Annotated in this window: 12 protein-coding genes; all 12 read left to right on the plus strand. The window is 72.8% G+C overall.

Annotated elements, in window-relative coordinates; translation table 11 throughout:
- Positions 1-228: 228 nt before the first annotated feature.
- The gene (pyrR, locus tag Q5530_RS22820; protein WP_380633170.1) at positions 229-801 is read left to right on the plus strand and encodes a bifunctional pyr operon transcriptional regulator/uracil phosphoribosyltransferase PyrR; all 573 of its coding nucleotides are present in this window, start codon (positions 229-231) and stop codon (positions 799-801) included.
- Positions 798-1,757, plus strand: a complete 960-nt coding sequence (locus Q5530_RS22825; protein ID WP_415364804.1) for an aspartate carbamoyltransferase catalytic subunit — start codon at positions 798-800, stop codon at positions 1,755-1,757. Before pyrR ends, Q5530_RS22825 begins: the two co-directional genes overlap by 4 nt.
- The gene (locus Q5530_RS22830; protein WP_415364805.1) at positions 1,754-3,037 is read left to right on the plus strand and encodes a dihydroorotase; all 1,284 of its coding nucleotides are present in this window, start codon (positions 1,754-1,756) and stop codon (positions 3,035-3,037) included. Before Q5530_RS22825 ends, Q5530_RS22830 begins: the two co-directional genes overlap by 4 nt.
- Entirely contained in the window at positions 3,034-3,516 is a 483-nt protein-coding gene (locus Q5530_RS22835; protein WP_380633176.1) for a transporter, read from the plus strand. Before Q5530_RS22830 ends, Q5530_RS22835 begins: the two co-directional genes overlap by 4 nt.
- On the plus strand, positions 3,513-4,625 hold the full coding sequence (gene carA, locus Q5530_RS22840; protein WP_415364806.1) for a glutamine-hydrolyzing carbamoyl-phosphate synthase small subunit: 1,113 nt from the start codon (positions 3,513-3,515) through the stop codon (positions 4,623-4,625). Before Q5530_RS22835 ends, carA begins: the two co-directional genes overlap by 4 nt.
- A gap of 1 nt (position 4,626) precedes the next feature.
- Positions 4,627-7,944 carry a carbamoyl-phosphate synthase large subunit gene (gene carB / locus Q5530_RS22845; protein ID WP_415364807.1) on the plus strand — a complete coding sequence of 1,106 codons (3,318 nt, stop codon included), beginning with the start codon at positions 4,627-4,629 and terminating at the stop codon, positions 7,942-7,944.
- Positions 7,941-8,759, plus strand: coding sequence for an orotidine-5'-phosphate decarboxylase (gene pyrF, locus Q5530_RS22850; protein ID WP_380633182.1), 819 nt, complete (start codon positions 7,941-7,943; stop codon positions 8,757-8,759). Before carB ends, pyrF begins: the two co-directional genes overlap by 4 nt.
- Before the next feature lie 301 nt (positions 8,760-9,060).
- A complete protein-coding gene (gene mihF / locus Q5530_RS22855) occupies positions 9,061-9,378 on the plus strand; it encodes an integration host factor, actinobacterial type (protein ID WP_033427832.1) in 318 nt (105 codons plus the stop codon).
- Complete coding sequence (gene gmk / locus Q5530_RS22860) at positions 9,375-9,977, plus strand: guanylate kinase (RefSeq protein WP_380633184.1); 603 nt, start codon at positions 9,375-9,377, stop codon at positions 9,975-9,977. The genes mihF and gmk overlap by 4 nt, the downstream gene beginning before the upstream one ends.
- 60 nt (positions 9,978-10,037) lie before the next feature.
- Positions 10,038-10,316, plus strand: a complete 279-nt coding sequence (gene rpoZ / locus Q5530_RS22865; protein WP_015103666.1) for a DNA-directed RNA polymerase subunit omega — start codon at positions 10,038-10,040, stop codon at positions 10,314-10,316.
- Entirely contained in the window at positions 10,313-11,572 is a 1,260-nt protein-coding gene (coaBC, locus tag Q5530_RS22870) for a bifunctional phosphopantothenoylcysteine decarboxylase/phosphopantothenate--cysteine ligase CoaBC (RefSeq protein ID WP_415364808.1), read from the plus strand. Before rpoZ ends, coaBC begins: the two co-directional genes overlap by 4 nt.
- Before the next feature lie 44 nt (positions 11,573-11,616).
- Complete coding sequence (gene metK, locus Q5530_RS22875; protein WP_415364809.1) at positions 11,617-12,819, plus strand: methionine adenosyltransferase; 1,203 nt, start codon at positions 11,617-11,619, stop codon at positions 12,817-12,819.
- Positions 12,820-12,956 lie beyond the last annotated feature (137 nt).

A 12,956-nucleotide genomic window follows, 5' to 3' on the forward strand; every position in this document is an offset into this window, starting at 1 on the left:
AGCCGGTAGGGGACTGCCGCGGGGAGGCTTAGATCAATACGCAGAGTAATGATTGCTCTCCGTGGTCACCAGGTCAAGCTGATCTCGCTGGGACAGGTGGGCGAGACCCGGGACACCACCCGGAAGATTGACCGCCGCCGCCTGATACCGTGCTGGTCAGCCCGGTCGCAACCGGGTGTCCGACGTCCTTTAAGGACCCGTCCTGCGAGGCGGGGAAGGAGGTCCACCGTGGCGCCGCGTCAACGTGGCGCGACGGACCCGGCCGGGGAGCGCGAGCTCCTGTCGGCCGGCGACGTCGCGCGCACCGTCGCCCGAATGGCCCATCAGATCATCGAGAAGACCGCTCTAGGTGCACCCAGCGCACCGGAAGTAGTCCTGATGGGGATCCCGAGCCGGGGCGCGCCGCTGGCGCGCCGGCTGGGAACCCGGATCGCCGAGTTCAGCGGGGTCGAGGTGCCCACCGGCACCCTGGACGTGACCCTCTACCGCGACGACCTGCGGCGGGGCCCGACCCGGCCGCTGGAGGACACCAGGCTCCCGGACGGCGGCGTGGACGACAAGCTCGTGGTCCTGGTGGACGACGTGCTGTTCTCCGGCCGCACCATCCGCGCCGCGCTCGACGCCCTGCGCGACCACGGTCGCCCGCGCGCCGTGCAGCTGGCCGTGCTGGTCGACCGGGGGCACCGGGAGCTGCCGATCCGCGCCGACTACGTGGGCAAGAACGTGCCCACCGCGCGGTCCGAGGAGGTCCACGTGCTGCTGTCGGAGTTCGACGACCGCGACGGGGTGGTCCTGCGGTGAAGCACCTGCTGTCCACCGAGGGGCTCGACCCGGCCGAGGCCACCGCGGTGCTCGACACCGCGGCCCGGCTCAAGCAGGCCCTCGAAGGCCGTGAAGTGCGCAAACTCCCCACGTTGCGCGGTCGCACGGTCGTCACCGTGTTCTACGAGAACTCCACCCGCACCCGGGTCAGCTTCGAGATCGCGGGCAAGTGGATGAGCGCGGACGTGGTGAACGTCTCCTCGTCCGGCTCCAGCGTCGGCAAGGGCGAGTCGCTGCGCGACACCGCGCTGACCCTGGCCGCGGCGGGCGCGGACTGCGTGATCGTCCGCCACCCGGCCTCCGGCGCGGCGCACCGGCTGGCCGGCTGGCTGCGCGAGGCGGGCACGTCCGTGGTCAACGCGGGCGACGGCACGCACGAGCACCCCACCCAGGCCCTGCTCGACGCCGCCACCCTGCGGGAACGCCTGGGCGGCCTGCGCGACCGCCGGATCGCGATCGTCGGCGACGTGCTGCACAGCCGCGTGGCCCGCTCGAACGTCCACCTGCTCACCGCGCTCGGCGCGGAGGTGACGTTGGTCGCACCCCCGACCCTGCTGCCCGCCGGGGTGGAGAACTGGCCGGTGGGCGTTTCGCACGAGCTGGACGCCGAGCTGCCGAGCCACGACGCGGTCATGCTGCTGCGGGTGCAGGCGGAGCGGATGTACAGCGGGCCCGCCGGCGCGGGGGGCAACGGGCACTTCTTCCCGTCCGCCCGCGAGTACTCCATCGCCTACGGCCTGAACGACAACCGGCTCAAGCTGCTCCCCGAGCACGCCGTCGTGCTGCACCCCGGCCCGATGCTGCGCGGCATGGAGATCGCCTCGTCGGTCGCCGACTCGCCGCGCGCCGCCATCACCGACCAGGTGCGCAACGGCGTGCACGTGCGCATGGCCGTGCTGTACCACCTGCTTGCCCACGAGGAGGAGACTTCGTGAACCCCTTGATCCTCAGGGGAGTAAGGCCCTACGGCGAGGGCGACCCGGTCGACGTGCTGATCCGCGACGGCGTCGTCGCCGGGATCGGGGAGGTCGCCGAGGACGGCGCCGACGTGGTCGAGGGCAACGGCGCGGTCCTGCTGCCCGGCTTCGTCGACCTGCACACCCACCTGCGCGAACCCGGCCGCGAGGACACCGAGACGATCGCCACCGGCTCGGCCGCCGCCGCGCTGGGCGGCTACACGGCCGTGTTCGCCATGGCCAACACCGACCCGGTCGCGGACAACGCGGTGGTGGTCGGGCACGTCGCCCGCCGCGGCCGCGAGGTCGGCCTGGTGGACGTGCACCCCGTGGGCGCGGTCACCGTCGGGCTCAAGGGGGAGAAGCTCGCGGAGCTGGGCACCATGGCCAAGGCCGGCGTGCGGGTGTTCTCCGACGACGGCCACTGCGTGCACGACCCGCTGATCATGCGCCGGGCCCTGGAGTACAGCAGGGCGCTGGACGTGGTGGTCGCCCAGCACGCCGAGGAGCCCCGGCTCACCGTCGGCGCGCAGGCCCACGAGGGCGAGCACGCCGCCCGGCTGGGCCTCCAGGGCTGGCCGGCCGCCGCCGAGGAGGCGGTCGTGGCCCGGGACTGCCTGCTCGCCAGGCAGGTCGGCGCCCGCCTGCACGTCTGCCACGTCTCCACCGCGGGCACCGCCGACGTGCTGGCCTGGGCCAAGGCGCGCGGCACCGAGGTCTCCGCCGAGGTCACCCCGCACCACCTGCTGCTGACCGACGAGCGCCTGGCCACCTACGACCCGGTGAACAAGGTCAACCCGCCGCTGCGCGCGACCGCCGACGTCGAGGCGCTGCGCCGGGCGCTGGCCGAGGGCGTCATCGACTGCGTGGCCACCGACCACGCGCCGCACGCCGTCCAGGACAAGGACACCGAGTGGGCCGCCGCCAGGCCCGGGATGCTCGGCCTCCAGACCGCGCTGTCGATCGTGGTGGCGACCATGGTCGAGACCGCCCTGCTCGACTGGCGCGGCGTGGCGCGGGTGATGAGCGAGCGGCCCGCCGCCATCGCGGGCCTGCCCGACCAGGGTCGCCCGATCGAGGTCGGCGAGCCCGCCAACCTGACCCTGGTCGACCCGACCGCCCGCTGGACCGTGCGCGGCGCCGAGCTGGCCAGCATCGCGGCCAACACCCCGTTCGAGGGGATGGAGCTGCCCGGCGCGGTGCTCGCCACCGTGTTGCGCGGGCGCGTGACGGCACTCGGCGGAAGGATCGCCGAATGACCCGCGTGCTGCTGTCCCTGGCGGTCCTGGCGATCTTCCTGCTCTGCCTGTACGGCATGTGGCGCGGCTGGCGGAACCGCCAGCGGCGCCAGGCGGACCTGCCCGGGTTCCCGCCGGCGCCCGCCGACACCGGCGCCACCGTGCTGGAGACGACCGGCGTCTACGTCGGCACGACCCTCGGCGACGACTGGCAGGACCGGGTCGCCGTGGGCGACGTCGGCCACCGCGCCGAGGCGGTGCTCAGGCTCACCGAGCGGGGCCTGCTGGTGGAGCGCGAGGGCGCGAGCCCGCTGTGGATCCCGGCGGAGCGGGTCGAGGGCGCGCGGACGGCCCGCGGCCTCGCCGGGAAGGTGATGACCGCGGACGGCCTGCTGGTCGTGCGCTGGCAGCTCGGGGACCGGGTGCTCGACACCGGGTTCCGGGGCGATGACAAAGACGTGTACGAGCAGTGGGTGCGAGCCCTGGGAGGCGACCGATGACCAACGCGGCACTGGTTCTCGAGGACGGCCGGGTGTTCCGCGGCGAGGCGTACGGCGCGCTCGGCGCGAGCCTGGGCGAGGTGGTGTTCTCCACCGGCATGACCGGCTACCAGGAGACCCTGACCGACCCGTCCTACCACCGCCAGATCGTGGTGCAGACCGCACCGCAGATCGGCAACACCGGCTGGAACGACGAGGACGACGAGTCGGGCCGCATCTGGGTCGCCGGGTACGTGGTGCGCGACCCGGCGCGCGTGCCGTCCAACTGGCGCTCCCGCCGGAGCCTGGACGAGGAGCTGACCAGGCAGGGCGTCGTCGGCGTCGCCGGCATCGACACCCGGATGCTCACCCGCCACCTGCGCGAGCGGGGCGCGATGCGCGCGGGCGTGTTCTCCGGCGACGAGCTGGCCCCCGCCGAGGAGATGGTGGAGCGCGTGCGCACCGCCCCGGAGATGACGGGCGCGGACCTCGCGGGCGACGTGACCACGCCCCGCCCCTACGTGGTCGAGGCGGTCGGCGGGCGCCGGTTCACGGTCGCCGCGCTGGACCTGGGCATCAAGTCCAACACGCCCCGGATGATGGCCGCCCGCGGCATCGAGGTGCACGTGCTGCCGCTGTCCTCGACCGTCGAGGAGATCGCCGCGGTCAACCCGGACGGCGTGTTCCTGTCCAACGGCCCCGGCGACCCGGCCACCCAGGCGCACGCGGTCGAGCTGACCCGCGGCGTGCTGGACCGGCGCATCCCGCTGTTCGGCATCTGCTTCGGCAACCAGATCCTGGGCCGCGCCCTGGGCCGCGACACCTACAAGCTGCGCTACGGCCACCGGGGCATCAACATCCCGGTCATCGACGTGGCCACCGGCCGGGTCGCCATCACCGCGCAGAACCACGGCTTCGCGCTGGAGGGCGAGCCGGGGGAGGAGTTCAGCTCCGACTTCGGCCGCGTCCAGCTCAGCCACTACTGCCCGAACGACGGCACGGTCGAGGGCGTGCGCGCGCTCGACGTGCCCGCGTTCAGCGTGCAGTACCACCCGGAGGCGGCGGCCGGTCCGCACGACGCCGCCCCGCTGTTCGACGAGTTCGTGACGATGATGGACGAGGGTCGCTGACATGCCGAAGAGGACTGATCTCAAGCACGTGCTGGTCATCGGCTCCGGCCCGATCGTCATCGGTCAGGCGTGCGAGTTCGACTACTCCGGCACCCAGGCGTGCCGGGTCCTGCGCGAGGAGGGCATCCGGGTCTCCCTGGTCAACTCCAACCCCGCGACGATCATGACCGACCCGGAGTTCGCCGACGCCACCTACATCGAGCCGATCACCCCGGAGTTCGTGGAGAAGGTCATCGCGGCCGAGCGCCCGGACGCCGTGCTGGCCACCCTGGGCGGGCAGACCGCGCTGAACACCGCCATCGCCCTGCACGAGCGGGGCGTGCTGGAGAAGTACGACGTCGAGCTGATCGGCGCGGACATCGACGCCATCCAGCGCGGCGAGGACCGCCAGATGTTCAAGGACATCGTGCGCAAGATCGGCGCCGAGGTGCCGCGCAGCTCGGTGTGCCGGTCCATGGCCGAGGTCCGCGAGACCGTCGCCGAGCTGGGCCTGCCGGTGGTCATCCGGCCGTCGTTCACCATGGGCGGCCTCGGCTCGGGCATGGCGCACACCCCCGAGGAGCTGGAGCGGCTGGCCGCCACCGGCCTCGCGGAGTCCCCGGTCACCGAGGTGCTGATCGAGGAGAGCGTGCTCGGCTGGAAGGAGTACGAGCTGGAGCTGATGCGCGACCGCAACGACAACGTGGTCGTGGTCTGCTCCATCGAGAACATCGACCCGATGGGCGTGCACACCGGCGACTCGGTGACCGTGGCCCCGGCGATGACGCTCACCGACCGCGAGTTCCAGCACATGCGCGACGTCGGCATCGCGGTCATCCGCGAGGTCGGGGTGGACACCGGCGGCTGCAACATCCAGTTCGCCTTCGACCCCGAGGACGGCCGCATGGTCGTCATCGAGATGAACCCGCGCGTGTCCCGCTCCTCCGCGCTGGCGTCCAAGGCGACCGGCTTCCCGATCGCCAAGATCGCCGCGAAGCTGGCCATCGGCTACAGCCTCGACGAGATCCGCAACGACATCACCGGCGAGACCCCGGCGTCGTTCGAGCCGGCGCTGGACTACGTGGTGGTCAAGGTGCCGCGGTTCGCCTTCGAGAAGTTCCCCGGCGCGGACCGCACCCTCACCACGACCATGAAGTCCGTCGGCGAGGCCATGTCGATCGGCCGCAGCTTCATCGAGGCGTTCGGCAAGGCCCTGCGCTCGATGGAGACCAAGGCCGGCGGCTTCTGGACGGTGCCCGACTCCGCCCTGGCCACGGACCCCGACGGGACGGTCGAGGGCGCCCTGGAGGCGATGCGCACGGGCCACGACGGGCGGCTCTACACGGTGGAGCGCGCGCTGCGGCTCGGCGCGAGCATCGAGCAGGTGCACGAGGCGTCGCGCATCGACCCGTGGTTCCTGGAGCAGATCGCCTGGCTGGTCGACCTGCGGCGCGAGCTGGAGAGCGCGCCCGTGCTCGACGAGCGCCTCCTGCGCAAGGCCAAGCGGGCCGGCCTGTCCGACCGCCAGGTCGCCGCGCTGCGCCCCGAGCTGGCCGGCGAGGACGGCGTGCGCGCGCTGCGCCACCGGCTGGGCGTGCGGCCGGTGTTCAAGACCGTCGACACCTGCGCCGCCGAGTTCGCCGCCCGCACCCCGTACCACTACTCGGCCTACGAGCTGGACCCCGAGGCCGAGACCGAGGTCACCGAGCAGCGGGAGCGGCCGAAGGTGCTGATCCTCGGCTCCGGGCCCAACCGCATCGGCCAGGGCATCGAGTTCGACTACTCGTGCGTGCACGCGGCCATGGCGCTGCGCGAAGCCGGGTACGAGACGGTGATGGTCAACTGCAACCCGGAGACCGTGTCGACCGACTACGACACCTCCGACCGGCTCTACTTCGAGCCGCTGACCTTCGAGGACGTGCTGGAGGTCTTCCACTCCGAGCAGCGCTCCGGCACCGTCGCGGGCGTCGTCGTCCAGCTCGGCGGCCAGACGCCGCTGGGCCTGGCGCAGCGCCTGGCGGACGCGGGCGTGCCGATCGTGGGCACCCCGCCGCACGCCATCGACCTCGCCGAGGACCGCGGCGCGTTCGGCCAGGTGCTCACCGACGCGGGCCTGCCCGCCCCGAAGTACGGCACCGCCACCTCGTTCGCGCAGGCCAAGGCCATCGCCGACGAGATCGGCTACCCGGTGCTGGTGCGCCCGTCCTACGTGCTGGGCGGCCGCGGCATGGAGATCGTCTACGACGAGGAGTCGCTGCACGGCTACATCCGGCGCGCCACCGAGGTCAGCCCCGCGCACCCGGTGCTGGTCGACCGGTTCCTCGACGACGCCATCGAGATCGACGTGGACGCCCTGTTCGACGGGCAGGAGGTCTTCATCGGCGGCGTGATGGAGCACATCGAGGAGGCCGGTGTGCACTCCGGCGACTCGGCCTGCGTGCTGCCGCCCATCACGCTGGGCGAGAGCGACATCGAGAGCGTCCGCCGCTCCACGCTCGCCATCGCCCGGGGCATCGGCGTGCTCGGCCTGCTCAACGTCCAGTACGCGCTCAAGGACGACGTGCTCTACGTCCTGGAGGCCAACCCGCGGGCCTCGCGGACCGTCCCGTTCGTGTCCAAGGCCACCGCGGTGCCGCTGGCCAAGGCCGCCGCCCGGATCATGCTCGGCGCCACCGTCGCGCAGCTGCGCGAGGAGGGGCTGCTGCCCGCCACCGGCGACAGCGCCCGGCTGCCCGCGCACGCCCCCGTGGCGGTCAAGGAGGCCGTGCTGCCGTTCCACCGGTTCCGCACCCCGGAGGGCAAGGGCGTCGACTCGCTGCTCGGCCCGGAGATGAAGTCCACCGGCGAGGTGATGGGCATCGACGTGTCCTTCGGCACCGCCTTCGCCAAGTCCCAGACCGCCTCCTACGGCTCCCTGCCCACCTCGGGCCGGGTGTTCGTGTCGGTGGCCAACCGGGACAAGCGGGCCATGATCTTCCCGGTCAAGAGGCTCGCCGACCTGGGCTTCGAGGTGCTGGCCACCAGCGGCACGGCCGAGGTCCTGCGCCGCAACGGCATCCCGTGCACGGTGGTCCGCAAGCACTTCGAGGGCGAGAACAACGTGGTCGACGCGATCCTCGACGGCACCGTGGACCTGATCATCAACACCCCCTACGGCAACAACGGGCCGCGGGTGGACGGCTACGAGATCCGCACCGCGGCGGTGGCCAAGGACATCCCGTGCGTCACCACGATCCAGGGCGCGGCGGCGGCCGTGCACGGCATCGAGGCGGCCATCCGCGGTGACATCGGCGTGCGGCCGCTCCAGGCCCTCCAGGCGGCCCTGCGGGGTGGCGAATGAGGTTCGGGGAGCGCCTGGCCGCGGCGGTGTCCCGGTACGGGCCCCTGTGCGTCGGCATCGACCCCCACCCCGGCCTGCTGGCGTCCTGGGGGCTGCCCCGGGACGCCTCCGGGCTGGAGCGCTTCGCGCTCACCTGCGTCGAGGCGTTCGGGGGCCGCGTCGCGGTGGTGAAACCGCAATCCGCGTTCTTCGAGGCATACGGGTCCCGGGGCGTGGCGGTGTTGGAAAAGGTCATTTCCGGCCTTCGCGACAGCGGCACCCTCGTCCTGGTGGACGCCAAGCGCGGCGACATCGGCTCCACCATGGCCGCCTACGCGGCGGCGTACCTCACCGAGGGCTCCCCCCTGGCCGGCGACGCGGTCACGGTGTCGCCGTACCTCGGGTTCGGCTCCCTGCGCCCCGCCCTGGAAGCGGCCGCGGCGAGCGGTCGCGGAATATTCGCACTCGCGTTGACTTCGAATCCGGAGGGGGCTTCCGTGCAGCGCGCGGCGGGTCCGGACGGCCGGTCGGTGGCCCAGTCGGTGGTGGACGAGGCGGCCCGCGCGAACGCGGGCGCCGAGCCCCTCGGCGACGTCGGACTGGTCATCGGCGCGACCGTGGGCCGACTCGACCTCGACCTGTCCGACCTGCGAGGACCCATCCTCGCGCCCGGTTTCGGGGCCCAGGGCGGGACGGTCGGGGACCTGCGCGCGCTGTTCGGCGAGGACCTGCCCGGGGTGCTGCCGGCGTCCTCCCGGGACGTGCTGCGGCACGGTCCGGGGACCGCATCCCTGCGGTCCGCGGTGGACGCCGCGCGGCGCTCGCTGGAGATGTGATCACGATCAAATCGCGACACGCTTAACGTGGTCCGCTCACCTGCGCAAACGGTCCCTGGTACGGTCCAGTCCACCAACGGGTCCATCCCCCATCGAGCGCATACCACACAGGTCGTGCGCAACGCGTTACCGGTGGCGGTGATGGACCTGTTGGAGGGTGTTGGTACTACTACCACCCGCCGCACCACACCGGCGCTGGAAAGATTCACCTGACTGGGAGCAACGTTGTACCCAGGCAATTGCGCTCGGTACGGTCGCGGCACCGATCCAGAATTGAAATTCCCACACCACGGAGGAAATCGTGGCCCTTCCCCAGCTTACCGAGGAGCAGCGGGCCGCAGCGCTGGAGAAGGCTGCTGCCGCTCGTCGCGCTCGGGCTGAGCTCAAGGAGCGCCTCAAGCGTGGCGGCACGACCCTGACGGACGTGCTGAAGGCCGCCGAGAGCGACGAGGTCCTTGGCAAGATGAAGGTGTCCGCGCTGCTCGAGGCCCTTCCGGGCGTCGGCAAGGTTCGCGCGCAGCAGATCATGGAGCGCCTGGAGATCGCGCCGAGCCGCCGGCTGCGCGGCCTCGGTGAGCGGCAGCGCAAGGCGCTGCTCACCGAGTTCAGCGGCGAGTGAGTGATGGCACCGGGGCGGGGTCGGGCGCACGCGCCCGGCCCCGCCTCACCGTCCTGTCCGGGCCCTCCGGCGTCGGCAAGTCCAGCGTGCTGGCCGAGCTGCGCCGCCGGGAGCCCGACATCCACTTCAGCGTCTCGGTGACCACCAGGGCGCCGAGGCCGGGCGAGGTCGACGGGGTGCACTACCACTTCGTCGACGTGGCCGAGTTCCACCGGATGGCCCACGACGGCGAGCTGCTGGAGCACGCCGAGTTCGCGGGCAACCGCTACGGCACCCCGAGGGAGCCGGTCGAGCGGGCCCTGGCCTCGGGCCGGCCCTCCCTGCTGGAGATCGAGCTCCAGGGGGCGCGCCAGGTCCGGGCCGCGATGCCGGGGGCCCGGCTGGTCATGCTGGCCCCGCCGTCCTGGGACGACCTGGTCGGCCGGCTGGTCGGCCGGGGCACCGAGGACCCCGCCGTGGTGGCCCGCCGGCTGGAGATCGCCCGCGAGGAGCTGGCGGCCGAGCCGGAGTTCGACGACGTCGTGGTCAACCACGACGTCGAGTCCGCCGCCACGAGCTTGCTAAACTTGGTGGTCGGCCCTGCGCCCGGCACGCCCTGACGCGTGCGCGGCAGGCGCGGGACGACCCCGAACGCACACCAACCGCAGGAGCGTTGACGAGTGACCACGCACACCGAGCTGGGCCCGCTGTCGGGTTCTCCGGAGGGCATCACCAACCCGCCGATCGACGACCTGCTGGAGCAGGTCAGCTCGAAGTACGCGCTGGTGATCTACGCGGCCAAGCGGGCGCGCCAGATCAACGACTACTACGCCCAGCTCGGCGAGGGCCTGCTGGAGTACGTCGGCCCGCTGGTCGAGCCGGGCCCGCGCGAGAAGCCGCTGTCGATCGCGCTCCGGGAGATCCACGCGGGTCTCCTGGAGCACACCGAAGGCGAGTGACCGGGACCGTCGACGCCCCCGGCCGCCCCGGGGTCGTCCTCGGGGTCGGCGGGGGCATCGCCGCGTACAAGGCGTGCGAGGTGCTGCGCCGGCTCACCGAGTCCGGCCACTCCGTGCGCGTCGTGCCCACCGAAGGGGCGCTCAGGTTCGTCGGCGCGGCGACGTTCGAGGCCCTGTCCGGCCAGCCCGTGCAGGCGGGGGTGTTCGAGGACGTCCCCTCGGTGCCGCACGTGCGACTGGGGCAGACCGCCGACCTGGTCGTCGTGGCGCCCGCCACCGCCAACCTGATCGCCAAGGCCGCCCACGGCCTGGCCGACGACCTGCTCACCAACACGCTGCTGACCGCCCGCTGCCCGGTCCTGCTCGTGCCCGCGATGCACACCGAGATGTGGGAGCACCCGGCCACCCGGGCCAACGTGGCGCTGCTGCGCTCGCGCGGCGTGGTGGTGGCCGAGCCCGCCAGCGGCAGGCTGACCGGCAAGGACACCGGCAAGGGCAGGCTCCCCGAGCCCGCCGAGATCGTGGACCTGGCCCGGCTGCTGCTGGCCCGCCCCGACGCGCTGCCGCGCGACCTGGAGGGCCGGCACGTCGTGGTGTCCGCGGGCGGCACCCGCGAACCGCTCGACCCGGTGCGCTACCTGGGCAACCGCTCGTCCGGCAGGCAGGGCCACGCCCTGGCCAGGGTCGCCGCCCAGCGCGGCGCGCGGGTCACCCTCGTCGCCGCCCACACCGCCGACCTGGTCACCCCCGCGGGCGTCGACCTGGTGCGCGTGGGCTCGGCCGAGGAGCTGCGCACGGCCATGCACGCCGCCGCCGGGTCCGCCGACGTGCTGGTGATGGCCGCCGCCGTGGCGGACTTCCGGCCGGTCTCGACCGTCGAGCACAAGATCAAGAAGGGCGACCGCGACCCCGAGCCCGTCGCGCTCACCCGCAACCCCGACATCCTCGCCGAGCTGGTCGCCGCCCGCCGCCCCGGCCAGGTCGTCGTGGGCTTCGCCGCCGAGACCGGCGACGCCGAGACCGACGTGCTGGGGTACGGCCGGGCCAAGCTCAAGCGCAAGGGCTGCGACTGGCTCGTGGTCAACGCGGTCGGCGACGGCAAGGCGTTCGAGGTCGAGGACAACGCCGGCTGGCTGCTGTCCTCCGGCGGCGCGGAGACCCCCATCCCGCACGGTTCGAAGGCGCAACTCGCGTCCGTTGTGTGGGACGCCATTGCGCCCTCCGCCGAACTTCGGGGTACTCCCTGGTCAGGCTAAGTAAGCTGGTCCCGTTCGCGGATCGGTCTAGCCAGGGAGTGTCGTTGAGCCAGCACAGCAGCAGGCTGTTCACCAGCGAGTCCGTGACCGAGGGACACCCCGACAAGATCTGCGACGCGATCAGCGACTCGATCCTGGACGCGCTGCTGGCCAAGGACCCCCGCTCGCGGGTGGCGGTGGAGACCCTGGTCACCACCGGTCAGGTGCACGTCGCGGGCGAGGTGACCACCGAGGCGTACGCGGACATCCCGTCCATCGTGCGGGACAAGATCCTGGAGATCGGCTACGACTCCTCGGCCAAGGGCTTCGACGGCCACTCCTGCGGGGTCAACGTGGCCATCGGCGCCCAGTCGCCCGACATCGCGCAGGGCGTGGACACCGCGTTCGAGCAGCGGGTCGAGGGCGAGCAGGACGACATCGCCAAGCAGGGCGCCGGCGACCAGGGCCTGATGTTCGGCTACGCCTGCACCGACACCCCCGAGCTGATGCCGCTGCCGATCGCGCTGGCCCACCGCCTGTCCCGGCGGCTGACCGCGGTCCGCAAGGACGGCACCGTGCCCTACCTGCGGCCCGACGGCAAGACCCAGGTCACCATCGAGTACGCGGGCGACCAGCCGGTGCGCCTGGACACGGTGGTCGTGTCCACCCAGCACGCCGACGGCATCGACCTGGAGAAGCTGCTCGGCGTCGACGTGCGCGAGCACGTGGTGGCGCCGGAGATCGCCGAGCTGGGCCTGGACACCTCGGACGTCCGGCTGCTCGTCAACCCCACCGGCCGGTTCGTCATCGGCGGCCCGATGGGCGACGCGGGCCTGACCGGGCGCAAGATCATCGTCGACACCTACGGCGGCATGGCCCGCCACGGCGGCGGCGCGTTCTCCGGCAAGGACCCGTCGAAGGTGGACCGGTCGGCGGCGTACGCGATGCGCTGGGTGGCGAAGAACGCCGTGGCGGCGGGGCTGGCCACGCGCATCGAGGTGCAGGTGGCGTACGCGATCGGCAAGGCCGCGCCGGTCGGGCTGTTCGTGGAGACCTTCGGCACCGAGACGGTCGACCCGCAGAAGATCCAGCAGGCCATCGAGGAGGTCTTCGACCTCCGCCCGGCCGCGATCATCCGCGACCTGGACCTGCTGCGGCCGATCTACGCCCCGACCGCCGCCTACGGCCACTTCGGGCGCACGGACATCGACCTGCCGTGGGAGAACACGGACCGCGCGACCGCGCTGCGTGCCGCGGCGGGGGCCTGAGCGGGGCCGGTGCGGCCGGGCAGGCGCGACCCAACGGCCTGAGCGGCCGACCAGGACCCCGGCCACCACGCCGGGGCCCGGGGCCCCCGGGCCGCTGGGCCGTGTTCGCCGGTCGGCGGGGTCGGCCGCGGGTCCGG

It is taken from the genome of Saccharothrix sp. BKS2, assembly GCF_047689505.1.
Taxonomy (GTDB): Bacteria; Actinomycetota; Actinomycetes; order Mycobacteriales; family Pseudonocardiaceae; genus Actinosynnema; species Actinosynnema lopnurensis.